The organism is Oceanicoccus sp. KOV_DT_Chl (assembly GCF_900120175.1).
Classification (GTDB): domain Bacteria; phylum Pseudomonadota; class Gammaproteobacteria; order Pseudomonadales; family Dasaniaceae; genus Oceanicoccus.
Map to the genome: position 1 here is coordinate 76,786 of NZ_FQLF01000001.1, position 26,125 is coordinate 102,910.

24 protein-coding genes are annotated in these 26,125 nt (G+C 46.9%); 12 read left to right on the top strand and 12 right to left on the bottom strand.

Annotated elements, in window-relative coordinates:
• Positions 1-114: 114 nt before the first annotated feature.
• The 7 genes from UNITIG_RS00370 to UNITIG_RS00400 all read left to right on the top strand — a co-directional run bounded on the left by UNITIG_RS00370 (position 115) and on the right by UNITIG_RS00400 (position 10,125).
• Positions 115-1,770, top strand: coding sequence for an AMP-binding protein (locus tag UNITIG_RS00370; RefSeq protein WP_101756587.1), 1,656 nt, complete (start codon positions 115-117; stop codon positions 1,768-1,770).
• A 102-nt stretch (positions 1,771-1,872) separates the two neighbouring features.
• Complete coding sequence (gene hrpA, locus UNITIG_RS00375; protein ID WP_101756588.1) at positions 1,873-5,820, top strand: ATP-dependent RNA helicase HrpA; 3,948 nt, start codon at positions 1,873-1,875, stop codon at positions 5,818-5,820.
• A gap of 45 nt (positions 5,821-5,865) precedes the next feature.
• Entirely contained in the window at positions 5,866-6,780 is a 915-nt protein-coding gene (locus UNITIG_RS00380; protein ID WP_101756589.1) for an alpha/beta fold hydrolase, read from the top strand.
• Between the two features lie 220 nt (positions 6,781-7,000).
• Positions 7,001-7,354, top strand: a complete 354-nt coding sequence (locus UNITIG_RS00385; RefSeq protein WP_101756590.1) for a hypothetical protein — start codon at positions 7,001-7,003, stop codon at positions 7,352-7,354.
• Positions 7,355-7,480: 126 nt separating this feature from the next.
• Positions 7,481-8,359 (top strand): DUF692 domain-containing protein, encoded by an 879-nt coding sequence (locus UNITIG_RS00390; protein ID WP_101756591.1) that lies wholly within the window; start codon positions 7,481-7,483, stop codon positions 8,357-8,359.
• Positions 8,359-9,117 carry a DUF2063 domain-containing protein gene (locus UNITIG_RS00395; protein ID WP_101756592.1) on the top strand — a complete coding sequence of 253 codons (759 nt, stop codon included), beginning with the start codon at positions 8,359-8,361 and terminating at the stop codon, positions 9,115-9,117. The genes UNITIG_RS00390 and UNITIG_RS00395 overlap by 1 nt, the downstream gene beginning before the upstream one ends.
• A 159-nt stretch (positions 9,118-9,276) precedes the next feature.
• Positions 9,277-10,125 (top strand): VacJ family lipoprotein, encoded by an 849-nt coding sequence (locus tag UNITIG_RS00400; RefSeq protein WP_159930997.1) that lies wholly within the window; start codon positions 9,277-9,279, stop codon positions 10,123-10,125.
• Between the two features lie 39 nt (positions 10,126-10,164).
• Here UNITIG_RS00400 and UNITIG_RS00405 read toward each other — a convergent pair whose 3' ends face one another.
• The gene (locus tag UNITIG_RS00405; protein WP_101756594.1) at positions 10,165-10,473 is read right to left on the bottom strand and encodes a PilZ domain-containing protein; all 309 of its coding nucleotides are present in this window, start codon (positions 10,471-10,473) and stop codon (positions 10,165-10,167) included.
• Between the two features lie 231 nt (positions 10,474-10,704).
• Here UNITIG_RS00405 and UNITIG_RS00410 point away from each other — a divergent pair, with 231 nt between their 5' ends.
• Both UNITIG_RS00410 and UNITIG_RS00415 read left to right on the top strand, forming a co-directional pair.
• Positions 10,705-11,886 carry a PP2C family protein-serine/threonine phosphatase gene (locus UNITIG_RS00410; RefSeq protein WP_101756595.1) on the top strand — a complete coding sequence of 394 codons (1,182 nt, stop codon included), beginning with the start codon at positions 10,705-10,707 and terminating at the stop codon, positions 11,884-11,886.
• A 67-nt stretch (positions 11,887-11,953) separates the two neighbouring features.
• On the top strand, positions 11,954-12,442 hold the full coding sequence (locus tag UNITIG_RS00415; RefSeq protein WP_101756596.1) for an STAS domain-containing protein: 489 nt from the start codon (positions 11,954-11,956) through the stop codon (positions 12,440-12,442).
• 71 nt (positions 12,443-12,513) lie between these two features.
• On the opposite strand, the gene UNITIG_RS00420 is transcribed toward UNITIG_RS00415, so the two are convergent.
• From UNITIG_RS00420 to dusA, 5 genes are all read right to left on the bottom strand, one after another.
• Positions 12,514-13,047 (bottom strand): hypothetical protein, encoded by a 534-nt coding sequence (locus UNITIG_RS00420; RefSeq protein WP_101756597.1) that lies wholly within the window; start codon positions 13,045-13,047, stop codon positions 12,514-12,516.
• Positions 13,048-13,094: 47 nt separating this feature from the next.
• On the bottom strand, positions 13,095-13,679 hold the full coding sequence (locus UNITIG_RS00425; protein WP_101756598.1) for a hypothetical protein: 585 nt from the start codon (positions 13,677-13,679) through the stop codon (positions 13,095-13,097).
• Between the two features lie 197 nt (positions 13,680-13,876).
• A complete protein-coding gene (locus tag UNITIG_RS00430) occupies positions 13,877-14,323 on the bottom strand; it encodes a TerB family tellurite resistance protein (protein WP_101756599.1) in 447 nt (148 codons plus the stop codon).
• A 13-nt stretch (positions 14,324-14,336) separates the two neighbouring features.
• Positions 14,337-15,287 carry a transaldolase gene (tal, locus tag UNITIG_RS00435; RefSeq protein ID WP_101756600.1) on the bottom strand — a complete coding sequence of 317 codons (951 nt, stop codon included), beginning with the start codon at positions 15,285-15,287 and terminating at the stop codon, positions 14,337-14,339.
• A 47-nt stretch (positions 15,288-15,334) separates the two neighbouring features.
• Positions 15,335-16,348, bottom strand: coding sequence for a tRNA dihydrouridine(20/20a) synthase DusA (gene dusA / locus UNITIG_RS00440; protein WP_101756601.1), 1,014 nt, complete (start codon positions 16,346-16,348; stop codon positions 15,335-15,337).
• A gap of 407 nt (positions 16,349-16,755) precedes the next feature.
• On the opposite strand from dusA, the gene UNITIG_RS00445 reads away from it, so the two are divergent.
• A complete protein-coding gene (locus tag UNITIG_RS00445; RefSeq protein WP_101756602.1) occupies positions 16,756-16,947 on the top strand; it encodes a hypothetical protein in 192 nt (63 codons plus the stop codon).
• A 33-nt stretch (positions 16,948-16,980) separates the two neighbouring features.
• On the opposite strand, the gene dapD is transcribed toward UNITIG_RS00445, so the two are convergent.
• The 6 genes from dapD to map form a co-directional block, all read right to left on the bottom strand.
• Positions 16,981-18,018: a 2,3,4,5-tetrahydropyridine-2,6-dicarboxylate N-succinyltransferase gene (gene dapD / locus UNITIG_RS00450; protein WP_101756603.1), complete on the bottom strand. Its 1,038-nt coding sequence runs from the start codon at positions 18,016-18,018 to the stop codon at positions 16,981-16,983.
• Positions 18,019-18,050: 32 nt separating this feature from the next.
• Entirely contained in the window at positions 18,051-18,401 is a 351-nt protein-coding gene (locus tag UNITIG_RS00455) for an ArsC family reductase (RefSeq protein WP_101756604.1), read from the bottom strand.
• 81 nt (positions 18,402-18,482) lie between these two features.
• A complete protein-coding gene (nth, locus tag UNITIG_RS00460; RefSeq protein ID WP_101756605.1) occupies positions 18,483-19,136 on the bottom strand; it encodes an endonuclease III in 654 nt (217 codons plus the stop codon).
• A gap of 5 nt (positions 19,137-19,141) precedes the next feature.
• Positions 19,142-20,344, bottom strand: coding sequence for a succinyldiaminopimelate transaminase (dapC, locus tag UNITIG_RS00465; RefSeq protein WP_101756606.1), 1,203 nt, complete (start codon positions 20,342-20,344; stop codon positions 19,142-19,144).
• Between the two features lie 20 nt (positions 20,345-20,364).
• Positions 20,365-23,055, bottom strand: a complete 2,691-nt coding sequence (locus UNITIG_RS00470) for a [protein-PII] uridylyltransferase (RefSeq protein ID WP_101756607.1) — start codon at positions 23,053-23,055, stop codon at positions 20,365-20,367.
• Positions 23,056-23,166: 111 nt separating this feature from the next.
• Positions 23,167-23,949 (bottom strand): type I methionyl aminopeptidase, encoded by a 783-nt coding sequence (gene map, locus UNITIG_RS00475; RefSeq protein WP_101756608.1) that lies wholly within the window; start codon positions 23,947-23,949, stop codon positions 23,167-23,169.
• Between the two features lie 409 nt (positions 23,950-24,358).
• On the opposite strand from map, the gene rpsB reads away from it, so the two are divergent.
• Together rpsB and tsf are read left to right on the top strand one after the other, a co-directional pair.
• A complete protein-coding gene (gene rpsB, locus UNITIG_RS00480) occupies positions 24,359-25,108 on the top strand; it encodes a 30S ribosomal protein S2 (protein ID WP_101756609.1) in 750 nt (249 codons plus the stop codon).
• A gap of 113 nt (positions 25,109-25,221) precedes the next feature.
• Positions 25,222-26,085 carry a translation elongation factor Ts gene (gene tsf, locus UNITIG_RS00485; protein WP_101756610.1) on the top strand — a complete coding sequence of 288 codons (864 nt, stop codon included), beginning with the start codon at positions 25,222-25,224 and terminating at the stop codon, positions 26,083-26,085.
• The last annotated feature ends 40 nt before the right edge of the window (positions 26,086-26,125 follow it).

Here is a 26,125-nt window from a genome sequence, read left to right on the forward strand (position 1 = left end):
TGGCGCTCTAATCCATAGTTGCTTAATCAATAGCGATGCCCATTACAGCGGAACTGATCTTTTGACGATTGCTACTGAGTTAGATACTCTGCGCTGTCGGCAACTCGGGGTCAGATGCAAACGACGATTATCCAACAGGCGTTAGTTAAACAGGGTATAGATCCTGAGGCGGACTTGCGTGCTGGCACGCATTTAGTGCAGCTGTTTCAACAGGCGGTTGAGCAGTTTGGCCCCAGTCCCGCAGTGACTAGCTTAGGGCATACACTGAGTTACCAGCAGTTGGGTGAACTGGCACAGCGTTTTGCTGCCTATTTACAATTGCACACCGATCTGCAGCCCGGCGATCGCATCGCCATTCAATTGCCTAACTTAATTCAGTATCCGGTGGTGTTGTACGGTGCCTTGATGGCTGGTTTGGTGGTGGTGAATACCAACCCGCTTTACTCAGGACGAGAGCTGGAACACCAGCTCAATGATTCTGGCGCCAAGGCTATCGTGGTATTGGCGAATGTAGCTAACACTTTGCAGCAAGTAGTGGCCAATACCCGCATTAACTATGTGGTGGTTACCGAACTGGCCGATCTTCACCCCTGGCTGCAGCGCTACGGTATTAATCTGGGGGCAAAATATTTAAAAGGGATGGTGCCGTCGTTATCTTTACCCAATAGTATGAAATTACGCACGGCGTTGAATATGGCAGATGCCAGCCGCTATCAGCCCATGCCCATCAATTCAGAACAGGTTGCGATGCTGCAATATACCGGTGGCACTACCGGGGTGGCCAAAGGCGCGATGCTGAGTCATCGCAATCTGGTGAGTAATGTCTTCCAATCTATGGCGATGTTCAGCTCCTATGGGTTTGAGTCACAACAGGAGACCATGGTGGCGCCACTGCCGCTGTACCATATTTATTCATTTACCACTGGCATGTTGATGCTGGTGTCGGGGAATCATAGTGTATTGATTCCTGATCCGCGCAACACCAAAGCCTTAATAGAAGCGATGCGTCGGTATCCGATGACAACATTTTGCGGCATCAATACGTTATTTGTTTCGCTATGCAATAACCCGGCAATGCAGTCCGTTGATTTTTCACGGTTAAAAATGACGCTTTCTGGCGGGATGGCATTGACGGCTGATGCGGCCCAGCAGTGGCAGCGAGTGACCGGCATTGAAGTCTATCAAGGCTATGGTCTAACTGAAACTTCACCCGTTGTGACGGTGAACCCGGGCAAAGGCAATCAAATCGACAGTATTGGTTTGGCGGTACCGCATACCCAGATTAAGTTAGTCGATGATAGTGGTAATGAGGTAGCTCAGGGTGAGCGTGGTGAATTATGTGTTAAAGGCCCGCAGGTTATGGAAGGCTATTGGCAGCGGCCGGAGGCTACAGCAGAAGTAATGGATAGTGACGGATTTTTTGCCACCGGAGATATTGCTATTCTGAAAGCTGATGGCTACTTGAAAATTGTCGACCGCAAGAAAGATATGATTGTGGTGTCGGGCTTTAATGTCTACCCCAATGAGTTGGAAGACGTGATGAGCGAGCACCCGCAAGTGGTGGAATGTGCTGCGGTGGGTGTGGCGGATGAAAAATCCGGCGAAGCGGTAAAAATGTTTGTAGTCGTTAGCGAACCCGTGGCAGTCGAAGATTTACAGCAGTTTTGTAAAGAGCGCATGACCGGCTATAAAGTACCGCGCCATTTTGAGTTTCGCGATGAGTTACCCAAATCGGCTGTCGGTAAAATTTTGCGGCGAGAATTAAGGTGAGCGCCGCCGGCGAGCCTGGTGTTGAGTCCCAATAATTAATCCCTTTATGTTTTTATCCGGTTTATAATTCGCCCTTTTTATCGAGACTTATTGTTGTAGCCTGTGGACCAGTCCCTTCATTCCCTCCGTGATCAAATCAAACATTGCATGTTGTTTGACCGTCATCCTTTGCAGCGCAAGTTGCACGCATTGGCAAAACGTTTGGCGGACAAACAAGCCAGTGAACAGCAGCTGCAGGATCTTCAGACCCGGTTGGCACAATCAATAGCCTTGGTTGAGCAGCGGCGCGATAAATTACCTACTATTGAATTTCCCCCCTTACCCATTGCCGATAAGCGTGATGAGATCGCAGCGGCGATTGCTGCTCATCAGGTTGTCGTCATCGCCGGTGAAACCGGTTCAGGAAAAACCACGCAACTGCCAAAAATTTGTTTGGAATTAGGGCGCGGCGTCAGCGGCTTTATCGGCCATACCCAGCCTAGACGCCTGGCGGCCAGAACCGTTGCTCAACGCATTGCTGATGAGCTAAAAACTCCCTTGGGTGAGGGCGTGGGTTATCAGGTGCGGTTTACTGATCATGTCTCCGATACCACCCATATAAAATTAATGACCGATGGTATTTTGTTGGCGGAAATTCAGCGCGATCGCTATCTGAACCGCTACGATACAATCATTATTGATGAAGCTCATGAGCGCAGTCTGAATATTGATTTTTTGCTCGGTTATCTCAAGCAACTCCTGTCTAAACGTCCCGATTTAAAATTAATTATTACCTCTGCCACCATCGATCTGGAACGTTTCTCTACGCATTTTGACGACGCGCCGATTATTGAGGTTTCTGGTCGAACCTATCCAGTAGATACCTGGTATCGCCCTATGGATGAACTGGCCGAGGACGCCAGTCTTACCCACAGTATTCAACTGGCGATTGAAGAGTTGATGCAACATGAATCGACCGCAGGGCAAAATCGTCAGGGCGATGTGCTGGTATTTCTCAGTGGCGAAGCGGATATTCGCGAAGTCGCATTGCATCTAAGAAAGCTGCAAAAAGAAACCCGTGCCTGGCAACACTGCGAAGTGTTGCCACTATACGCCCGTCTGTCTAATGCCGAACAAAATAAAGTGTTTCAGACTGAGCAACGCCGTGGCCGCAGAATAGTTTTGGCGACCAATGTAGCAGAAACCTCCTTAACCGTGCCCGGTATTCGCTATGTGGTTGATCCCGGCTACGCGCGTATTAGTCGCTATAGTTACCGTACTAAAGTACAGCGCTTGCCGATTGAGCCGATCTCGCAGGCCAGTGCCAATCAGCGTAAAGGTCGTTGCGGTCGGGTGGCAGAAGGGATTTGTGTGCGGCTTTATGACGAAGATGATTTTAATTTACGTCCGGAATTTACTGATCCGGAAATAAAACGCACCAATCTAGCCGCAGTTATTTTGCAAATGCTGGGGATGCGCATAGGTGAAGTGGAGCAGTTTCCTTTTGTTGATCCACCTGACCGGCGGATGATAGGCGACGGCTTTAAATTGCTGGAAGAATTGGGGGCGGTTGATAAAAAGCGTGGACTGAGTGCAGTGGGTAAAATTTTAACCCGCTTTCAAGTGGATCCACGTTTGGCGCGAATGATGATCGCTGCCAATCAACACAATTGTTTGCAGGAAATATTAATCATAGTCAGTGCGCTCAGTATTCAGGACCCGCGCGAGCGGCCAGCGGATAAACAGCAAGCATCCGATGAAAAACACCGCCGTTTTTGGCATAAGGATTCGGATTTTTTAACGCTGGTTAATCTTTGGCAGTACTATGAAGAGCAGCGTCAGGAACTGACTCAAAACCAACTGCGTAAACTGTGCAAAAAAGAATTTCTGTCGTTTATGCGCATGCGCGAGTGGCGGGATATACATCACCAGTTGCGTTTGGTATGTAAAGAACTGCAATACAAGCAGAATAAAGAGCCGGCCAGTTTCGAGGCAGTACATCGGGCTTTATTGGCGGGCTTGCTGAGTCACATCGCCAATCTGGATGAAAACCGTGAATATCTGGGTGCTCGTAACCGGCGGCTAAAAATATTTCCTGCATCGGCTATTTTCAAAAAATCACCGAAATGGATAATGGCCGCAGAAATTACCGAGACCTCGCAGGTCTATGCACGCTGCTGTGCAATGATTGATCCTGATTGGCTGCTGGGTATTAACGATAAGCTACTAAAGCGTCACTATAGCGAACCGCATTGGGAGCAAAAAAACGGCCGGGTAATGGCCTTTGAAAATACCAGTCTGTATGGATTGACGATTCGCGATCGGCACCGGGTGCACTACGGCCCGATTGATAGCGGTTTATCCCGCGAGATTTTGATTCGCGGTGCCTTGGTAGAAGGGAGAGTCAGTAAAACCAGCAATACCATCAAAGCCCCCTTTTTTATACATAACCAAAAGTTGGTGAAAGACGTAGAGGCACTGGAAGCGAAATCGCGGCGCCGTGACATATTGGTTGACGATCAGCAGTTATTTCAATTTTATGAGGAGCGTTTGGGACAGGATCTCATTACCCTCAAGCATTTTGAAAGTTGGCGCAAAGGCATTGAACGCGAGCAACCTAAACTGTTATTTATCGACAGGCAGCGTTTGATGCGTCACGACGCGGGTGATGTAAATGAGCAACAATTCCCTTCACGTCTGCCCGTTGGTGATTTGGTTTTTGCGTTAAGTTATCACTTTGAACCGGGGCATCGGGCAGATGGTGTCACTGTGACTATTCCCATTGGTTTGTTAAATCGGGTGCCGCGTCACCGCTTTGAGTGGCTGGTCCCTGGCATGCTGCGGGATAAGTGTATCGCGCTGGTCAAATTACTACCCAAGCAATTGCGTAAACAAGTGGTACCGGTACCGGAGTTTGTCGATAAATGTTTAGCGCAGATTAAAGCCGATGATGTGCCCTTGCTGGAAGTATTAACCCGACAGTTAAAACAGTTGGCAGCGGTGGTTATTCCTATGGAGAGCTGGCAGCCGGAACTGCTGGATGATTTTTATCGGATGAATTATCGGGTGGTGGATGCTAACGGCAAGCAGCTGGGACAGGGGCGCGACCTGGAAAAGTTACTGGCTAATTTTCAAGGGCAGGTGGTTGAGACGTTGCAGGAGCAAACCCAGCAGCGTTTTCATACCGATAATATTAAACAATGGGACTTTGGCGATTTACCGAATCAATATCAGTTTAAGCAAGCGGGGGTAACGGTGATCAGTTATCCGGCACTGGTTGATTGCAAAGACAGTGTCGCTATCGAGTTAAAAGATTACCCTGAACAGGCGCAGCACGAAAGTGAGAGAGGTTTGGTGCGGCTATTTATGTTGCAGTTGCCGCAGCAATTGAAATATTTGCGCAAGGATTTACTGCGTGGGAATACCTTGAATTTGCAATTTGTCGGCATTGGGCAGCAACGCGAAGAATGGTTGGATGATTTGTTGAGAGCAGTATTTCATCGGGTGTTTATTGCGGATCAAACGTTACCACGAAATGATCAGGAATTTCAGCAACGGCTCAATCAAGGAAAGTCGAAATTAGTCGAAGAGGCGACAGCGGCTGCTGCCTTGTTAACAGATATTGTCGATCGCTATAACGGCATACGTCAGCAATTAAAAAAATCCAATGAATTAGCCTGGGCATTTGCAGTTGCCGATATTCAGCAGCAACTAGCTATGCTATTTGCCAAAGGCTTTGTCGCCGATACCCCCTGGCACTGGCTACAACAGTATCCGCGTTATTTAACAGCGATCAGCCAGCGCCTGGAAAAATTGCGGGGACATTTTGCCAGAGATAAGCAGTTGCTGCTGGGATTGACGGCGTTCAGTGAGCCACTTTATAAAGAGTGGCAGAATAATCATCAAGCAGCCATGCGCAGTGAATTATTACTACAGTTTCGCTGGAACCTCGAAGAGTATCGGGTGTCACTATTTGCCCAGCAGTTGGGTACCTTACACCCGGTTTCTGAAAAGCGATTAAAAGAGCAGTGGAAGCTGGTGAAGCAATCGCTATTGGATATTCGCAGTTAGAATGTTGTGCTCGTTAATCATACAAAGCCTGCTAAAATAAACCTTATGTCGAACCCCGAACCCTTACAATACGAACACATTACCGTTTCGCTGCCGTCAGCGGATCAGGCCAGTATTACCCGTTTTTTTCGCGATAAGAAAACCCTGGGGGCGCCGGTGTTTATGTTGCACTCTACCCTGCAAGACGGCACTACTTTTTTTAGTGATGATGGTAATGGTCTGGCCTGTTATTTAGCACGTCAAGGGTATGATGTGTTCGTTGCGGATTTACGCGGCAAGGGACGCAGTTGGCCGCTGGTCGGTGCGACTTCAGACTATGGTTATCACCACGCAATTACCGAAGATATTCCGGCGTTAATTGAAAAAGTTGTCAGCAAGCGCGGAAAAACCCCGCAAATATGGATTGGTCATGGCTGGGGCAGTGTGTTGATGTGCAGTTTTTACGCCCGCTATGGTGATCGTCATGCGCCGGTTGCACGGATGGCGCATTTTGCCGCCAGAAGACAGTTGACGAACAGTAACTCTAGTAAAAGACTACTAATGAATTTTATGTGGCGCAAGTTAGGCCGGCTCTTGCTAGCACTAAATGGCTACTTACCCGCGCGGTTTTTACGTATGGGGGTCACTAATGAATCCCGTGCTAATTATCAAGAATATCTACAATGGTCTGATAGCGCGGACTGGCTTGATGCCAGTGATGGTTTTAGTTACGGCGAAGCCATCAAGCAACAACAGCTCCCCCCCAGCTTTTATTTTGCCGCCAAGGGTGACCGCGCTTATGGTGACCCCAACGATGTGCGCCAATTTATTCAGGAATTAGGGCCGCATGACGGTCGTTTTATGGTGCTCAGCCGGGCGGGTGGCAATTTACGTGACTACAACCATTTGGATATGCTGCGCCATAAGGACTGTGAGCAAGATCATTTTCCGCTGCTGCTCGACTGGTTGCAGCAAGCCTGACGTAGAAAATTGGTACGTTTTCCCTGTTTATAACGCTTTGGTGAACTACTGGTGAATAGACCGGTCATAGCAAGCACAACATTTGTGCTGTTTCGCTTGGAATTCAGTCGATGTTGGCTAAACTGAAGCGGTAAAGGCTAGATCGCCTCAGGTAACATGGTTGTACAGTAGTGAATTTTACTAATTTTCTATATTTTTTAGGGCAACGGGAGAACGAAACATGTCAAAGTCTAACAAAACTCAATTAGCAGCAGCGCTAGGAGCTGCTTTTCTGGCAACAGCCGTTGCTCCAATCGCATCGGCGGAAGTTAATCCATTCGCCGCGACGCAGCTGAATTCAGGCTACGATCTCGCTAACTACGGCGCCCATGAGGGCAAATGCGGTGAAGGCAAGTGTGGTGGCGACAAGGCTAAAAAAGAAGGCAAGTGTGGTGAAGGCAAATGCGGCGGCGATAAGGCGGATAAAGAAGGCAAATGCGGCGGCGATAAAGCGGATAAAGAAGGTAAATGTGGCGAAGGTAAGTGTGGTGGTGATAAAGCCGGTAAAGAGGGCTCTTGTGGTGGTACTCACTAATATTGCTACTTGAATAATGGGCGTGCAGCGGTGACATTACTGGTCATCATCCGGCTTAGTGTGGCCGCTCACGTTTTCCTTTCGCAGTTTCTGCGATAAGCCCATGAACTAACTCATGGAAGCTTTATGACTCAATATTCTTCAGACTTACCTGTAATGACGGCAGGCCTTGGCTTGCGGCGCTCACTCATGGATTCATTGATTGATTTGCCGGCAGGTAGTTTGGATTTTATGGAAGTTGCGCCGGAAAACTGGATCAACCTCGGCGGCCGCTTACAGAAAAAATTTCGTCAATTCTCAGAACAATATCCCATCTATTTACACGGTTTGTCATTGAACATTGGTGGTATCGCGCCTTTGGATCAGGATTTATTGTTATCAATCAAAGCGTTTATGGCAGAGCACGGCTGCCCTATCTATACCGAGCATCTTACCTATTGCGGTGATGATGGACACCTTTACGACTTGATGCCAATACCCTTCACCGAAGAGGCGGTTAAGCATGTGGTAGCGAGGGTCAAACAGGTACAGGATGTGTTAGGCCAGCGTATTGCCTTAGAGAACGCCTCTTACTATTGTGCGCCTGACCAACAAATGTCCGAAAGTGAATTTATCAATGCCGTTATCACGGAAGCAGATTGTGACCTGTTATTAGATGTGAATAATATTTACGTTAATAGTATTAACCATCGCTATGACGCCTATCAATTTCTAGAATCCTTACCTTTGCAGCGGGCGCGTTATATTCATATCGCTGGTCACTATGATGAAGCCGAGGACTTGCGGGTGGATACCCATGGTGCCGACGTTATTGATCCGGTATGGGCAATTCTGGCGTCAGCCTACCAGCACTGCGGCCCATTGCCGACGTTGCTGGAACGGGATTTTAATTTTCCGCCGATGGTCGATTTGCTGGCGGAAGTCGAAATGATTCGCGGGTTGCAGCTGCAGGCGGCTGGTGTGTTGTCTGAAAGTCAGCAGTCAGTAGCCAAGGTCGGTGCCTGATGCCAGCCAGTCAGCTTGAGCAGGTTCAACGTCAACTGGCGTCTCATATTCGCAACCCGGAACAGGTGGCTGGTCCCGATGGGTTAGAGCAGCGACGATTAAAAATCTACCGGGAGCTGTTCTATAAAAACATTGAAAATTTTATTAGTAATGGCTTTCCTGTGCTGCGCAGCTTATACGCAGATGAGCAATGGCATGTATTGGTGAGGGGGTTTATGGTGAGCCATCATTGCCACAGCCCTTATTTTTTGGAGATTAGCCAGGAGTTCTTGCTCTATTTACAGCAGCAGTATCAGCTAAAACCCAGCGACCCGACTTATATGCTGGAGTTAGCCCACTATGAATGGGTGGAATTGGCACTGGATGTTGCCAGCGAAGATCTTGATGAGTTGGTGTATGCAGCTGATGGGGACCTCTTGGCTGGTTTGCCAATGGTATCGCCATTGGCCTGGTCGTTAGCCTATCAGTATCCGGTCCATAAAATTGGTGTTAATTTTCAACCGCAGCAAGCCGGTGAGCAAGCGACGTATCTCATTGTTTATCGGAACCGGGATGATGGCGTGGGATTTATGGAAGCCAATTCGGTGACCGCCCGTTTACTGGAGTTATTAGCTGAGCCCGAGGCCAGGTCTGGGCGGCAAGTCCTGGAGCAAATAGCTGCTGAAATGCAGCACCCTAACCCTGATATAGTCATTGACGGTGGTCTGCAAATCCTGCAGCAACTGCATTCGTTGGATATTATTCTGGGGACGCATTAAATTCACTGCTTGTGACGCTGGAATCTGTTGCCAGTTTCGATTAATGTGCGCAATAATTTTTGACGATAATAAAATACCGACTGTTGAATTCGTGGCCGCAATGTTTGCTGTCAAAGAGTCCGGTGTTGTACATGCTCAGGGATGGGTAAGGGGAGACAATTGGGGTATTTTCGTATTCATTGCTTACGCCGTTCAGGTGTGCATCTGACAGTGTGGCTATGCCTGGGTTTTTCGGCGTTGGTGTGGTCTGCTGATGACAGTGATTTTGAGGTCAGAGACAGCTCCAATTACGCAGAGAATAAGCCGTTCTGGGTGGCATGGAATGACTATGTGACTGAGCTAATCCGTCGAGAGTTGGAAGTACCGGATCCTTGGGAGCCCATGAACCGCAAAATATTTGCCTTCAATGAGTGGGGTGATCGCGTTTTGCTTACTCCTGCAGCTAAAACCTATCGGTGGCTTACGCCAGACTTTGTTGAGCAGGGTATCGGCAATATGTTTGCCAATCTGCTTGAGGTAACCACCATCGTTAACGATATATTACAGTTAAAGTTTGGTCAGGCTGCCGCTGATAGCGGACGTTTTGTTATTAACTCAACCGTTGGTTTATTAGGTTTTTTTGATGTTGCGGCGCCGTTGGGTTTAGAGCGTCATGAAGAAGATTTTGGCCAAACCATGGGTTTCTGGGGGGTGGGCACGGGGCCATATTTAATGGTTCCCATTTTTGGCCCCTATACCCTGCGCGACGGGATAGGCAGTTTTCCTGATAATTATACGGATTACTTACTTAACCTTGAGCATATCCCCTCACGTAATATGTTTTGGGTATTTCGTAATGTCCATGATCGTTCCGAACTTTTTACGGCCGAGGAGTTGATCACAGGAGACCGCTACACCTTTATTCGCGATGCGTATTTACAGCGGCGTGTCTATTTGGTGAACGATGGTGTAATAGAAGATGATTTTGGTGATGAGGATGAATGGGGTGAACAGGACTGGGCTGAATGACCGCAGCCTCGACCCAATCCCAATCTGGTTAGTGGTTGACTAATTTTTGATCGTTTTAATGGATAGTCCCAGAGTATAGTTGTCAGACTCTTCAGGGTCGCCATCCACTCGTGTTACTTCAACAATGGCGTTAAAAGGCATATGGGTTTCGCCTTGCTGTGCAATGATTATTTCCAGTTCATCGCCAAGGTTAAACGCTTGCTCGCATTCCGCCAGTAGCCCGGCACCACTGAGGTCCCTGCATGTGGCTTGGTATTCATTACCCGCATGCAGAATAGTCATAGCAGAACTGACCTTCATACGAATAAAGTCGCGCTTTTCTTGATAACTTCTATCGGCCGTCGACATAACATCCCCCCGCAAAGCATTATTCTTTCCTTTTTATAGTACGACAAGTTTAGCCCGTCAATCCAGAGCGCGGATAGATTCAACTTTTACCCTTTAAATGACTAGTTTCGCTCTTGCACCGGTGCAGTCATAGGAGTAGTGTTCTGCGCCACGATATTGGGTCTAAGGCGCTTGGGCCTGCTGAAATGGGGTGGAAATTGTCACCTCGCACGTTAATCAATGGATAGCTTAATGGAGAGCAATAATCAGTCCTTTTTGTTGATTGATAGCGATGATAATCATCGTGTCAATCTGCAGTCTTATTTAGCAGAGGCAGGTTTTCAGGTTTATCAAGCGAAAAATGGCGAACAGGGTTTGGCGCTACTTGAATTGCACGAGCCTGATGTAGTGATATGCGACCTAAGCACCCCGAGTATTGATAGCGCTAGTTTGCTTAAAGTCACTCAGGCAGCGGCGACTGATATTCAGGTGATAGTGATGTCATCGGATGGCGGTATGAATGAAGTTGTCGCAGCTTTACGTTTCGGTGCCAGCGATTATTTACTTAAACCGGTCGATCAGGAAATGCTCGGCTATGCAGTGGGTCGTTGTCTGGCACAAGTGCAGCTACGTTTGGAAAACGCGCGTTACAGTGAAGAGTTGGAGCAGCTTAACAGGGACCTGCAACGCAATTTGAAGGTGTTGGAGCAGGATCAGTTAGCGGGTAGGGAAGTGCAATTAAAAATGCTACCCCGACCTACCCAAATTGGTGAATATCATTTTACCCACCGGATTGTGCCATCGTCCTATTTGAGCGGTGACTTTGTTGATTATTTTACTGTTGGAGATCAGCATGCCGTATTTTTTATTGCGGATGTTTCAGGGCATGGGGCGTCTTCAGCCTTTGTGACGGTATTGCTGAAAAATATGTTTGCTCGCAAACGCAGTGATTTTACGCATCGCAGTGACAATACCATTTTATCGCCACTGGGTATGTTGGATGTCGCCAATCGCAATTTGTTAAATACTGAAATAGGTAAGCATGCCACGCTCTGCGTCGGCGTGATTGATTTAAGCAGTCATACCTTGAACTACAGTGTTGCAGGGCATTTACCGCTACCGATTCTGGAACATAACGGCCAGGCGGAATATTTGCCGGGAGAAGGAATGCCTGTAGGGCTTTTTACTACGGCGCAGTACACGGAAAATACGTTATTACTACCAGAGAATTTTGTTTTGACCTTATTTACCGATGGTATATTGGAGGTCGTGCCAGCTAAGGGTGTGCTGGCGCAGGAGCAGTTTTTATTAAGCCGACTACAGTCGCGGCTTGAGAGCGTAGATAGCGTTATCGCCGCGCTGGAATTGGAGACCGTTAAATCTGCTCCGGATGATATTGCAGTGCTAATGATTAGTCGCCGTGGTATTGATTAAATTAAATAGATGAATTTAAGCTTAGTTGTAAGCTTTTTCTAAAGCAGTCGAAAAGGTAGTAAGCCAGATGCAGGCCGGTAAAATTCTTGTTGCCCAACACGATGGTACTTTCGTCATTAAAATGATGGGTGATGTGCGCCTGACGTTGTGTACCAGCATTGATGAGTATTTTAATCAAATGTTTAGCTACCCGGATTTCGTTGGTGTGCTATTTGATTTGTCAGATGCTGAAGGTATTGATAGTACTTCTCTGGGGCTAATGGCAAAACTCGCGATACAGGCGCAAAATAAATATCAGCTCGTCCCTATTATTATTTCACCTAACCCGAATATCACTCGCTTACTCGATAGTATGGGATTCAATAAAGTATTCGATATTCACCAGCAGATGGATCAGGAATGTGCTGGCGACTTGGGTGAATTGCCCGTAGTGTCTGCCGACGAAGATTGCGTGCGCAGTAAAATTATTGAGGCGCATCGCGTGTTGATGAATTTGAATGAAAATAATCGTGAGACTTTCTCTGCACTGGTTTCAACCTTGGAAGCGGTTCACTAATTGGGATGAAAACTTTAAAAAAACAATCAGCGGTGCTAACGAATGTGGCGGGAGATGCAAAATATATCGGCTCATTTAAACGGCCAAATGTCGGGAGTAACTACGGCAACCGCTCGCATTTCAAGAGATTTTCGCACTACTTTGTCCATCGCTAACCCCGCGTTTTCAAGCCACCCTTCCATAGTTTTTACATCACCCTGGCACTGATTGAAATCGTGCAATAAGGTTTCCATATCGACCACTGCCTGACGTAAAGGGGCGGTTGTATCAGAAGGTAGCACAGCAGGTTCGAAGGTTATCAGTTTATCAATTTCGTTTTCATTACCTCGCTTAACAGATTCAATAAGGGAATTTAATCTTAAGTAGTACTGCTCAGCCACATCTTCACCCGGTAAAATAACTGCGCCGTGAGGTGTGCCCAACGTATCAAACACATAAGCTGAAGACGCATCCAAATCAGAGTTAAAATACCAACGCTGTTCAGCATCATGAAGAAAAGCCCATATATCATTCGCGCTGATACTTTCATCGCGTTCAAGGAAGTCTTCTGTGGGCAGCGAATAACACAGCTGATGTTTTTTCTTATTTAGTGTACGCCGATCCATAAACGTAAGTGGTCGGGTAATCTGCTGCAATGGGAGCCATACATTGACTAAAAAAATGGGCGATATTTTATTAGCACCATCCGGTGACTGGTGTCGAAATATCCAGGGGCTGCACCATGCATCATTTGCTTTAAAGGCGTTCCACGCACATCCTGATCAGCATGGACTGTCAAAGCGCCGTCATGACCATTCATCTCGGACATAGCGATATCCGGGTCAACCTTCATGCCATTGGGGCCAGCTTTACGCATGATAAAACCTTCAGCCGCAATAAATAATAACCGCAACCGCTTACCGCTGGAGAGCTTAAATGAGCGACCTTTTAGCTGCTTACGAATAATTGACGCTTCAACTCGTGAAATCTTCCCTGCTAGTCGGACATTTTCCAGAGTGTTTTGTAATAACGCATTTGAGGGTAATTCGATATGATCAAAGCCCATCGTTTCTAAATTTAATTTACTTTCTGAAGGTGCAGACCAATCTCGTAGCCGGCAGGGCTTTAGTTCAAATGCTTCTTGTTGATCTGCATCAATAGGGTGGGCAGTAGCGCGCAACATGCCTTTACGCTGCAAATCATCAACCACGTCAGCAGGTTTCGCAAAGGCAACTTGTGCTTCAATTTCTTTGACCATGGTATCGATCCCAAATTAAGAGATTTAGGTAGCCTGTTTTTATTATTATTGACAGGAGAGGAGGGCAACTTACTCTATCCAGCTATCTCTTAGGAAGCGGATTCAATGCCCTTTTTCCCCTAATCTACTACATGCACTACACTTTGAGGTCAGACGCTAGAGAGGTTAGAGTCAGGTCTGCTTGGGGTTAATAACGACTAGCTCCCCATCACTGCCAATTTCGCTTTAATAAATTCGCTGTGAGGCAGGTAAATAAGATCAGCAACTTTGCGAATCAAGTGATCTTCGTATTTGCTGATTTCCCCATCCGCGATTGCGACTTGCCATAACATTTTCACTAATTCAAAGCGTTGCTCGGGAGAATAGTTGTCCTTAATTAGAGTGGTGAATTGAAATAATGAAGTGGCTTGTTCATTTTCTTCTTCGGCTAACGCGATGACCTCTTGCAACTGCTGGCTGTCTAGTTGGAAGCATTTTTTGAGTGCTGACTCAATAGCTTGATGCTCTAATGCATCACGCTGATAGTCGGCCTTGCTTAATTCAATTAATAAGGCCGCCGCTGCCAGTTGCAGTTGTTCGGTTTCGTTACTGCTTTCTTCAATCGTTAGTTGTTGTGAAAAAAAGAGTTTAATTTTATCTAGCACATTGTTTCCTTAATTAATCTTTTAGTAATTCTTCAAGTTTAATTTGGTCGATAGTGAAGTTGCGAATGCCTTCAGCTAATTTTTCCGTGGCCATAGCATCTTCATTCATTGCCCAGCGAAACCCTGCTTCGCTGTTATCCGGTTTGGCAATTACCTCACCGTTATGTTCAGCGCTAAGCTTGCGCTCAAGTGGGGAGTTGTCATTGCTGAGCTGTTCAAGTAATTGTGGGCTGATAGTTAAGCGATCACAACCCGCTAGTTGTTCAATTTCACCGGTATTGCGAAAGCTGGCGCCCATTACCACGGTCTTATAGCCGTGTTGTTTGTAAAAGTTATAAATTTGGGTGACAGAGATAACGCCGGGGTCTTCGTGTGCTTCGTACTCGGTTTTATCGCTATTGGCTTTATACCAATCCAGTATTCTGCCAACAAAGGGGGATATTAAAAATACGCCGGCATCGGCACAGGCCGCAGCTTGGGCAAAGCCAAACAGCAGGGTTAAATTACAATTGATAGCTTCTTTTTCAAGAATCTCAGCGGCTTTTATGCCTTCCCAAGTAGCGGCAATTTTTATCAGAACCCGTTCACGGCCTATGCCCGCATCAGCATACAATTGAATCAGACGACGTGCTTTTTCGACTGTAGCGTGGGTATCAAATGACAAGCGCGAATCGACTTCTGTGGAAATGCGGCCTGGGATTATTTTTAAAATCTCGCAGCCAATCGCTACGGCAAGCTTGTCGCTGCAATTTGCCAGCTGCTGGGTAGAGTCACCGCCTTGTTGTGCTGCCCATGCCTTTGCCTCTATCACCAGTGCTGCATATTGCGGTAGTTGCGCAGCTTTTAATAATAGCGACGGATTGGTAGTGGCATCCATGGGTTTAAATTTTTCAATGGCTTCTATATCGCCAGTATCGGCAACGACATCGGTGAATGTTTTTAATTGATCAAGTTTGCTAGTCATATAGAGTCTTCTTAAGTCAGTAACAATGTTTAAATTCTATAATTATTTTATGGCGATTGTGTGGCTTTCTGGTTTTGGTATTCATCACTGCGTTGCCGCGCTTCGTTCATTAAAGTGAGGGCCTGCTCAATGACTTCTATCCCCGCACCTTTAATATGCGCTTGCTGGCTAATGTGACGACGAAATATCTTGGCGCCAGCTACACCCTGAAATAACCCTAGTACATGTCTGCTTATATGATTAAGCGGAACGCCAAGGGTTAATTGTTCCTCGATATAGGGAATAAAGTCCAGTAACACTTGTTCTCTGCTCTTGGTAATACTACCGTCAGCAAAGATTTTGTTGTCTGCTTCCGCCAGAATATAGGGATCATGGTAGGCGGCTCGGCCAAGCATCACGCCATCGATTTGTTTGAGGTGATCAACACTTTGTTCAAGGTCGGTGATGCCGCCATTGATGATAACCTCCAGTTGCGGAAAGTCCTGTTTCAACTGGTAGACCATATCGTAATTCAGCGGTGGTATTTCCCGATTTTGTTTTGGGCTTAAACCTTGCAGCCAGGCTTTGCGGGCGTGAACAATAAAAGTGCTGCAACCACTATCCATAATTGGGCGAATAAAATCGACCATTTCCCCATAGCTTTCCATGTCGTCAATGCCGATGCGGTGTTTAACGGTGACCGGTAATGAGCAGCTATCTTGCATGGCCTTGATACAGTCTGCCACTAGTTGTGGGTGCGCCATCAAACAGGCGCCAAACATCCCGCTCTGTACCCGATCAGAGGGGCAGCCGCAGTTCAGGTTAACTTCATCAAAATGCCAGTCTTCAGCAATTTTTGCGCATTTGGCTAAATCCTGGGGATTGCTGCCACCAAGTTGTAACGCAATAGGGTGTTCGCCTTGATCAAATGTCAGGAAGCGGTCAGGGCCTGCATGCAGAATAGCGCCAGTGGTAACCATCTCTGTATAGAGCAGCGACTGCCGGGTTAGCTGTCGCCAAAACATCCGGCAATGGCGGTCAGACCAGTCCATCATCGGTGCGACACTTAATCGTCTATTCATGATAGCAAGTACTTCTATCTTGTCTGAGTGGGAAGTTAATGTTTTGCATGCTTGAGCAACAATCTCCAAATTAAAGTGTTTGCTTGTGAGGCGTGAAAGTATGGCTGCATAATTTTAAGGAGATAAGTGTTTGAGAGTTCGCGCAGGTATTTTGGGTTTAACACGCAATAAGTTTATGCGCAGCATTGTTCATCTGTAATCGCCTAACCAGGCATATTGTATCTGAATCAGTGATGGGGATGAAAATTCTTTGAATCTTGATTATGGGTTGACGATTTGATTGGAGCGAAGGATGTAAGGCGGCCTATTATCAAGTCTGGTTAGATACAGGGTATTTTGTAGCAAAACTTTCATAATTGAGCGTTACAGTGCAGTTGTTGATTAACCAATAGGATTAAGGAGTAACTATGAATAACGTGTTAAGCAATAAGGCCAAAGTAGATAGTTATTATCGGCAAGCTGAAAGGCTGGAGATTGAGCGTCAGGTGCAGTCATTTTTAGAAAACGGCGGCCAGATAGAGCAACTACCAAAGCCTGTGACCACAGTCGCTCCAAAGAGCAAGGCGTGGCCTACCAGCTTTGGTAGTTTTGAAGCCTAGAAATTTCGATATCAGTCTAGTGGTAAAAACGCACTAGTTATTCGCGTGTAGTTCTTCGTTCAGTTCTACCGCTGATTTGTTAGTGAGACATTCAACCGCCCCGTTGGTTGAGTTGCGGCGAAATAGCAGGTCAGATTTGCCAGCCAGGTCACGGGCTTTGGTCTGTGCAGCTTCTTTGCCTTGGTCATCTATCATGATTACCTTAGTGCCGGCTGTAATATACAAGCCAGACTCTACGGTGCAACGATCACCTAATGGAATACCTATACCGGCATTAGCACCAAGCAAACATTCTTTGCCTACTGAAATAACAATATTGCCGCCGCCCGATAAGGTGCCCATAGTAGAGCTGCCGCCACCGAGATCGGAGCCCGCACCGACAAAAACCCCTGCAGAAATACGGCCCTCAATCATACCTGGGCCATCAGTGCCGGCATTAAAATTGACGAAACCCTCGTGCATAATGGTGGTGCCTTCGCCAATGTAGGCGCCAAGACGCACACGGGCCGTGTGGGCAATACGCACACCAGCAGGGACTACATAGTTGGTCATTTTGGGAAACTTATCGACACAATCTACACTGATTAATTCGCCCTTCAATCGAGCTTCCAATTGCGCTTGTGGCAATTCATTTAAGTCGATAGCGCCTTTGTTGGTCCAGGCCACGTTAGGCAGGGCACCAAATAATCCATTCAGATTAATGGCATGGGGCTTCACTAGGCGGTGTGAAAGCAACTGCAGCTTGAGATAGCCTTCTGGCACTGAGGTAGGATTGTCATCAATGGCTAATACTGCAGCGACTAATGGTTGGCTGCTGCTTTTAAAGCTATTTATTATAGCGGCCTGCTCCGGTTCGCCGGCTTTTTCTAACGCGGAGGCTAAGCTGCCAAGTTGGCCCTTTTCGAGGTTGATCGCTTGATTGCCACCGTTGTAACCAAGGCAGTCAGTTATTGCTTGTACTAGCGCTGGAGAAGGGTTGAGCACCGGTGTTGGGAAGAATACTTCCAACCATTCACTCTTGCTATTTTGAGTGCCTACACCCAGCCCGATGCTAAAAAATTGTTCGCTCATAGTATTGCCTATCGATTGTCGTTAAGTAGAAATTAAAATTTTTCCTGGTAGTCGGCCGCTTTAAAGCCGACTGAAAACTGACCATTAAGTGCTAGCAGTGGTCGCTTGACCAACGTGGGGTTTTCCAGGATTGCGGTGGCTGCGGTGGCTGCATCCATCGCTTCGCGTTTTGCTGGTGTTAACTCTTTCCAGCTGGTGCTGCGTTTGTTGACGACGGTTTCCCAGCCAAGTTGCTTAATCCATTGCTCGACTTCGGCACGTCCAATACCGTCTTGCCGGAAATCATGAAAATGATAGGCGATCTGGTGTTGATCCAACCATTGGCGGGCTTTTTTTACCGTGTCGCAGTTTTTGATGCCGTAAAGCGTGGTAGCCGTTGTCACTGTAGATACCTATTGATACTGGTTGTTGGTCGTTATCCTGAGGGCCGCTAGGATAGCAGATTGCGTAAGCAATGTTGACTGCTAGGGTTTTTTTACAATTTTGGGTTTGGTTCTGTTGGGGTAGCAGCTAGTGCAAATTTCACAAACAGTGCCATCGCAGCCGCGAGCACTACAGTACTCCCGTCCATAATAAATAATTTGTAAATGCAGGGCGTTCCATTTTTCTTTAGGGAATAGTCGCTTTAAATCTTTTTCTGTTTGGGTAACATTTTTGCCATTGGTTAAACCCCAGCGCTGAGCCAGACGGTGAATGTGGGTATCAACGGGAAATGCAGGTACGCCAAAGGCCTGGGACATCACCACGCTGGCTGTTTTGTGGCCAACCCCGGGAAGCTCTTCAAGTGCAGCCATATCGGCAGGTACTTTCCCTTGGTATTTTTCCACCAGGATCTCGGATAGGCGCTTTATTGCTTTGGATTTTTGCGGTGATAAGCCGCAGGGCCGAATAATTTCCCGGATTTTTTCAACTGTTTGTCTGGCCATATCAAATGGATTGTCAGCTAGCCTAAATAATGCCGGTGTAATTTGATTGACTCTTTCGTCAGTACATTGCGCAGACAAAAGTACGGCTACCAATAGGGTGTAGGTATCACTGTGATCCAATGGAATTGGTTGGGTCGGGTAGAGTTGCTGTAATTTTTGCTGGATAAACTCAACGCGTTGGTGTTTAAGCATAGGTTTTATTTATTCAGTGTGGCAGTGAATTGCTTGATTCGTTCGGCACCGGCGATGCATTCTTCTAATGATGCAACTAACGCCATGCGTACCCGGTTTGCTCCAGGATTATTGCCATCAACTTCACGGCCAATATAACTGCCGGGTAAGACGGTCATATGTTGCTGGGCAAAAAGTTGCTGGGCAAAGTCAGTATCGCCGATGGGTGTTTTTGCCCACAAATAAAAGCCGGCGTCAGGCTTTGAAACTTCAAGGCTGCCTTCCAGTATATTCAAGACCGCATCAAATTTAGCCCGGTATTGATCGCGGTTAGCTTTCACGTGTAGCTCATCTCCCCATGCGGCGATACTCGCGAACTGATGTTGTATCGGCATGGCGCAGCCGTGATAAGTACGATAAAGCAAAAAGGGTTTTAAGATGTCGCCATCACCGGCGACAAATCCGGAGCGTAAGCCTGGCAGATTGGAGCGTTTGGATAGGCTGTGAAATACCACGCAGCGACGATAATCATCCCGGCCCATTTCCGCGCAGGCTTGTAATAAGCCTATAGGTGGACGTTGCTCATCAAAATACAACTCTGAGTAACACTCATCACTGGCAATAATAAAGTCAAACTTGTCGGCCAGGCCGATGAGTTTTTGTAAAGCCTGACTGTCAATAACCGCGCCGGTGGGGTTGCCGGGAGAGCATAAAAACAATAACTGGCAGCGCTGCCAGGTTTCGTCACTGACTTTATCAAAATCAGGGATGAAGTTATTGGTTTCAAGACAGGGTAAAAAGTGAGGTTCTGCACCAGCCAAAAAGGCGGCCCCTTCGTAGATTTGGTAAAAAGGGTTGGGGCTAACCAGTAGCGGGTTTTTGCTGCGGTCGATAACTGCTTGGGCAAAAGCAAAAATAGCTTCTCGGGTGCCGTTCACTGGAATGACATTGCGGCTCGGGTTAATTGATTTTGATTTAAGTTGAAAGCGTGTCGTTAACCAATCGGCAATTGCCTCGCTAAGTTCAGGGATGCCCTTGGTCGTCGGGTAGTTGGCCAGTTTGTCGATGTTGTCGATTAACGTTTGTTTTACAAAATCGGGTGATTGGTGTTTGGGTTCGCCGATGGATAACGCAATATGCGATAAATTTTCTGGCGCAGACACAGCAGCCTTTAGAACGGCCAATTTTTCAAACGGATAAGGTTGTAAACGTTGTAAGTCTGGGTTCATGGTCGGGTTCTTATTTATAATCAGGCGGCGGCTTGCTCGTCGAGTTCTTTGCATATGGCTTGTTGTATGGCTTCGCAAAGATCAGGGTCTTCAATGGGTTGCTGTTTATTGTTGGTAATAAAAAAAACGTCTTCAACACGCTCGCCCAGTGTTGCAATCTTTGCATTTTGCAGCTGTATATCAAAATCAAAAAATATTTTACCAATTCGTGCCAATAGGCCAGGGCGGTCAGGGGTTCGCACTTCTAATATGCTATGTCCGCGAACGCTATCGGTAGTTAACGTGGTGCGAGTAGGGATAGAAAATAAACGCATCTGTCTTGGTGTGCGACGCTGCATAAAATCCAGATATGAATCGGTATTCTTTAAATGCTCTGTTAACGATGTACGAATATGGGCAATACGTTTCGGGTCATCGCCGATAGAGTGGCCGTTTTCATCGAGTACAAAAAACGTATCCAAAGTAAAACCATTGCCCGTTTTGTAAATACGGGCATCCTGAATATTTAAATCCAGCTGTTCCAGACCGGATGCCATCAATGCGAATAAAGTATCCTGGTGCCGGGTGTGCACAAAAATTTGAGTGGCGCCTTCAAAATCCAAATCGCTACTCTCTTTTAACAGTATTAATGGCTCATTAGGATTGGTGTGCCGACTGACGGCTTCAGTATGCCAGATGATATCTTCGACTTTTTCTCGTAAGAAATAATCTTCATTGGTGTTGGCCCAGAGCTTTAGGATTTCGCTTTCGGTGTAGCCCAGACTTTCCATTTGATCGATGACATCTGCCTGGGTCTCGCTGATCCATTCATCCTTGTCAAAGGGGTTACATAAACCGCGACGTAAAGCGCGCTTGGTCTCTGCATAGAGTTGGCGTAGCAAGGAAGCGCGCCAGCTGTTCCATAGGTTGGGGTTGGTAGCATTGATATCAGCTACAGTAAGGGCGTACAGATAGTCCAGATGATCCTGATCGCCGACCTGTGTGGCAAATAGATTAATGATATCCGGATCAGAAATGTCTTGACGCTGCGCAACAGCTGACATCAATAAGTGATTTTGCACCAACCAGCACACCAGATTGGTATCGCGATTACCAATTTCATGGCGCTGACAAAATTCACGGGCATCTACCACACCTAGAGTAGAGTGATCACCGCCACGGCCTTTGGCGATGTCATGATAGAGACCGGCAATAAATAATAATTCCGGCTTGGGTAGGCGCTTAACAATGCGGCTGGCTACCGGAAATTTTTCTTCTGATTCTGCATAGTGGAAACGGCGTATATTTTTAACCACTTCCATCGTATGTGCGTCCACGGAATAAATGTGGAAGAGGTCGTGTTGCATCTGACCAATGATTTTGCCGAATTCAGGTAGATATTTTCCAAGTACCCCAAAGCGCAGCATGCGGCGTAGCTGCAGTGCAACTTTTGCGGGTGAGCGTAAAATCTCCATAAAGTAGCGGGCATTGCGTGGATCGTTACGGAACTTGTCGTTAATTAAATAGCGGTTTTCGCGTATAAGCCGAATGGTTGATGCCCGTGCACCATCAATATGTTCGTTTTGCGCCATAAGAACAAACACTTCCAGCAATGCTGACGGCGTTCTTTTGAATACTTTGTTATTGGTTACTTCAATGTGGCCGTTTTTAACTCTGAAGCGTGTGTTGATTTCGTAGACGTTTTCAACTTCACAGGCGCGTAAAATGGTTTCATCAAAGTGCTGCATTAAGACATCGTTAAGTTCACCTAACGATAGTGCCCAGCGGTAGTAGTATTGCATAAATTGCTCTACTGCCATTTTTGCGTTGTCGTCTTCATAGCCAAACATTTTTGCTATGGTGCGCTGATGATCAAATAATAGACGGTCTTCTTCGCGACCGGCAATCATATGCAGGGCATAACGCACACGCCACATAAAATCCAAGCCGCGATTAAGAATGTCTACTTCTTCTTCGCGCAAGAAGCCTTGTGCTACCAAATCTTCAATATTGCTGGCACCGAAATGCCGCTTTACAATCCACCCAATCATTTGGATGTCACGTAATCCTCCCGGGGAATTTTTTATATTGGCTTCGAGCTTGTATTCACTGTTACCGTGTTTTCTGTGGCGCTTGATTTGTTCATCCCATTTGGCACGGAAAAAACTTTGGCTGGGCCAGATGGTTTCCGGGCCTACACCGCGCATCATTTTGCGGTGAATATCAGCGTTGCCTAATAGTGCGCGGGACTCCATCAAGTTGGTAACTATGGTGATGTCTTTTTTGGCTTCTGCCTGACACTCTTCGATGGTGCGTACGCTGTGGCCGATATCCAGATTTATATCCCATAGCAGAGTAATAAACTCACTGATACTTTGCTGGTTTTTTTCAATGGCGGCTTCGTCGTTGAACAATAATAATAAATCAATATCGGAGTGTGGATGCAGTTCTCCACGTCCATAGCCACCTACGGCGATGAGGCAAATAGTGTTATCGAGTTGCCAGTCGAATAATCCCCAGCAGGCTTGTAATAACTGGTCGATAAATGTAGCGCGCGCCCAAACCAGATGGCGGATATACGTGCCTTGTTGGAACTGCTGGTGCAGGAAGTCAGTTGTTCGTTCGATATTTTTTTTCAGCAGCGGGATGCGCGACTGTGAGCTTGTTAAAGCTTGAACAAATAAATCCGGGTCAAAGACCGTCGCAGGAATAGAAAAGGGCTGCTCACTCATGCTGTCGCTGGATAACCTCTGGTTGATGCGATGAAGCTATGACTTCAACGTGCTGAATTGTAGTGCTTCTTTTTTAACTGGAGTAGATGTAGTTGCAGTAAAGAGTGTTTCTTAGCCGCGGTAAAATGGCTCGTCTGGACGCGCGGTAAAGATTTCAACACCGTCTTTGGTCACCAGCATGGTATGTTCCCACTGGGCAGACAGTCGTTTATCTTTGGTGGTGACTGTCCAGCCATCTTTAACGTCTAACTTAACGTGACGTTTACCGGCGTTAAGCATGGGTTCAATAGTGAAGGTCATACCTTCTTTTAGTACCATGCCTGCACCTTTTTTGCCGTAGTGCAGTACTTGGGGTTCTTCGTGAAAGATTTCGCCAATGCCGTGGCCGCAGTACTCGCGTACTACTGAGTAGTAGTTGGCCTCGGCATGTTGTTGGATAACATGGCCAATATCGCCCAAAGTTGCGCCCGGACGGACAATCTCGATCGCTTTATACAAACATTCCTGAGTAATCTTCACCAATCGTTCTGCATGCTGAAGTGGTTTGCCAATATGGAACATTTTGCTGGTGTCGCCATGGACCCCATCTTTGATCACTGTTATATCGATATTGATGATGTCGCCATTTTTCAATATTTTGCGATCTGAGGGGATGCCGTGGCACACCACTTCATTGACTGATGTGCAGATCGATTTTGGAAAGCCGTGGTAGTTCAGTGGCGCAGGAATAGCCTGCTGCGTATTGACTATATAGTCGTGGCATATTTGGTCCAGCTCGTCAGTCGAGGTGCCGGCCTGCACATGGGGGCCGATCATTTCCAATACGTCGGCAGCCAAGCGGCCCGCAATACGCATTTTCTCAATTTGGGCGGCGTTTTTGATAGTAACAGTCATTACGGGTAGTAGCCTAAGTCCATGAAAATTAAAACAAATTTGATATTTTTGTCGCTTGGTCTGCAGCGAGGGCGGTATTGTAAACCAAGCCTGAGTGAAATAGTCAATTTTATCAAGTCAGGTCGCAAGGTGGTGATAAGGCTGATTGGCATGGAAAACCGGTAAATTAGTGCAAAGTTGCCTGCAATGCTTTTAGTTGAGGTGGGCTTGTGGTATAAAGCGCGCTCTCAAATTTAGGGGTTGTTTTTGGGGCTGGGTTTCAGCTGTAGAAAAGACCAATGAATTGAGAGAAAACTTAACTAAATCCGCACATATACCGTCACATTGGTCAGGGTGCCCGGGCTTGAATCATCATGCCGGGGTTGATTGATGGGGTATATGGAGGCCTAACCCATAAAAAGGTATATATATGACTACTCAAGTAAGCATGCGTGACATGTTGCAAGCTGGCGTCCACTTTGGTCACCAGACTCGCTATTGGAATCCCAAAATGGGCCCGTATATTTTTGGCGCCCGCAATAAAATCCATATCATTAACCTGGAGCAAACTGTTCCTGCATTTAACGATGCACTGGCATTTATCCAGAAGTTATCAAACGGCAAAAACAAAATCCTGTTTGTTGGCACCAAGCGTGCAGCTAGCAAGATCATGACTGAGCAAGCTCAGCGTGCCGGTCAGCCTTATGTTAGCCACCGTTGGTTGGGTGGTATGTTGACAAACTACAAAACTATTCGTGGTTCTATTAAGCGCTTGCGTGATCTTGAGTCCCAGCAAGCTGATGGTACTTTCGACAAGTTGACCAAAAAAGAAGCCCTGATGCGTACTCGCATGATGGAAAAGCTGGAGCGTTCTATCGGTGGTATTAAAGATATGGGCGGTTTGCCTGACGCTTTATTCGTTATCGACGTAGATCAAGAGCGTATTGCTATTCAAGAAGCCAATAACCTGGGTATACCGGTTATCGGTATCGTTGATACCAACAGCAACCCGGATGGCGTTGATTACGTTATCCCCGGTAATGACGATGCGATCCGTGCGATCAAGCTATACGCAACAGCGATTGCTGATGCGGTTATTGCTGGTAAGGGTGCGGATACCGTTGCGGCTAAAGACGAGTTTGTAGAAGAAGCAGCAGCGCCTGCGCCTGAAGCTGAATAAGCTCTCTTGATTGCTGTTTCATAGGGGCGTGGCCCCCTTTTTAGTAATGAGAAATTCAAGATTGATATTTACTGGGCTGCTTTAAGCTGCAGCCAGTGTTGGAGGATATAACGATGGCAGCTATTTCTGCATCAATGGTTAAAGAATTACGTGACCGTACTGGTCTGGGCATGATGGAGTGTAAAAAAGCGCTGGCTGAAGCCGGTGGCGATATCGACGCTGCCATTGAAGAAATGCGCAAAAACAGTGGTATGAAGGCGGCAAAGAAAGCCGGTCGTATTGCTGCTGAAGGTGTCGTCGCAGTTAAAGTGGCTGATGATGGTAGCTATGGTCTGGTTATCGAAGTTAACAGTGAGACTGATTTTGCTGCGCGCGATGAGAACTTTTTGGGATTTGTGGCCAAAGTCGCCGATAAAGCTTTTGCCGAAAAGCAAATCGATGTCGCCGCACTGATGGTGGGTGATCTGGATTCAGCTCGCGAAGCCTTGGTACAGAAAATCGGTGAAAACATCGGTGTTCGTCGTGCTCTGGTTTTGGCTTCTGACGGTGTTGTCGGCAGCTATGTTCACTCAAACAACCGTATCGGTGTGTTGGTGTCATTGAGCGGCGGTGACGTTGAGCTGGCCAGAGACATTGCCATGCATGTTGCCGCGGTTAATCCACAGGTAGTACGCGCAGAAGATATGCCTGCTGAAGTGGTTGAGCAGGAGAAAGAAATCATCAAGGCGCAGCCTGATATGGAAGGTAAACCTGCTGAAATCGTTGAGAAGATGATGGGTGGTCGTATCAATAAGTTCTTGAAAGAGAACAGCTTGGTTGATCAGCCTTTTGTTAAAAACCCGGAAGTAACCGTTGGCAAGCTGGCCAAAGACGGTGGTGCTGAGGTGTTGTCTTTCATCCGTTTTGAAGTGGGTGAGGGTATTGAGAAAGAAGAAGTCGACTTCGCTGCTGAAGTTGCTGCTCAATTAAAGGGTTAATCGCCTTATATTGAAAAAAACGGGGCCTCAAGGCCCCGTT

Bases quoted from the DNA above. Each gene is read 5' to 3' on its own strand.
- UNITIG_RS00390 (WP_101756591.1), top strand. From the start codon at position 7,481: ATGACTCAATATTCTTCAGACTTACCTGTAATGACGGCAGGCCTTGGC.
- tal (WP_101756600.1), bottom strand. From the start codon at position 15,287: ATGACTAGCAAACTTGATCAATTAAAAACATTCACCGATGTCGTTGCC.
- rpsB (WP_101756609.1), top strand. From the start codon at position 24,359: ATGACTACTCAAGTAAGCATGCGTGACATGTTGCAAGCTGGCGTCCAC.
- dusA (WP_101756601.1), bottom strand. From the start codon at position 16,348: ATGAATAGACGATTAAGTGTCGCACCGATGATGGACTGGTCTGACCGC.
- tsf (WP_101756610.1), top strand. From the start codon at position 25,222: ATGGCAGCTATTTCTGCATCAATGGTTAAAGAATTACGTGACCGTACT.
- dapC (WP_101756606.1), bottom strand. From the start codon at position 20,344: ATGAACCCAGACTTACAACGTTTACAACCTTATCCGTTTGAAAAATTG.
- UNITIG_RS00415 (WP_101756596.1), top strand. From the start codon at position 11,954: ATGCAGGCCGGTAAAATTCTTGTTGCCCAACACGATGGTACTTTCGTC.
- UNITIG_RS00405 (WP_101756594.1), bottom strand. From the start codon at position 10,473: ATGTCGACGGCCGATAGAAGTTATCAAGAAAAGCGCGACTTTATTCGT.
- map (WP_101756608.1), bottom strand. From the start codon at position 23,949: ATGACTGTTACTATCAAAAACGCCGCCCAAATTGAGAAAATGCGTATT.
- UNITIG_RS00445 (WP_101756602.1), top strand. From the start codon at position 16,756: ATGAATAACGTGTTAAGCAATAAGGCCAAAGTAGATAGTTATTATCGG.
- UNITIG_RS00395 (WP_101756592.1), top strand. From the start codon at position 8,359: ATGCCAGCCAGTCAGCTTGAGCAGGTTCAACGTCAACTGGCGTCTCAT.
- UNITIG_RS00425 (WP_101756598.1), bottom strand. From the start codon at position 13,679: ATGGTCAAAGAAATTGAAGCACAAGTTGCCTTTGCGAAACCTGCTGAC.
- UNITIG_RS00385 (WP_101756590.1), top strand. From the start codon at position 7,001: ATGTCAAAGTCTAACAAAACTCAATTAGCAGCAGCGCTAGGAGCTGCT.
- UNITIG_RS00370 (WP_101756587.1), top strand. From the start codon at position 115: ATGCAAACGACGATTATCCAACAGGCGTTAGTTAAACAGGGTATAGAT.
- nth (WP_101756605.1), bottom strand. From the start codon at position 19,136: ATGCTTAAACACCAACGCGTTGAGTTTATCCAGCAAAAATTACAGCAA.
- UNITIG_RS00470 (WP_101756607.1), bottom strand. From the start codon at position 23,055: ATGAGTGAGCAGCCCTTTTCTATTCCTGCGACGGTCTTTGACCCGGAT.
- UNITIG_RS00410 (WP_101756595.1), top strand. From the start codon at position 10,705: ATGGAGAGCAATAATCAGTCCTTTTTGTTGATTGATAGCGATGATAAT.
- dapD (WP_101756603.1), bottom strand. From the start codon at position 18,018: ATGAGCGAACAATTTTTTAGCATCGGGCTGGGTGTAGGCACTCAAAAT.
- UNITIG_RS00380 (WP_101756589.1), top strand. From the start codon at position 5,866: ATGTCGAACCCCGAACCCTTACAATACGAACACATTACCGTTTCGCTG.
- UNITIG_RS00420 (WP_101756597.1), bottom strand. From the start codon at position 13,047: ATGGATCGGCGTACACTAAATAAGAAAAAACATCAGCTGTGTTATTCG.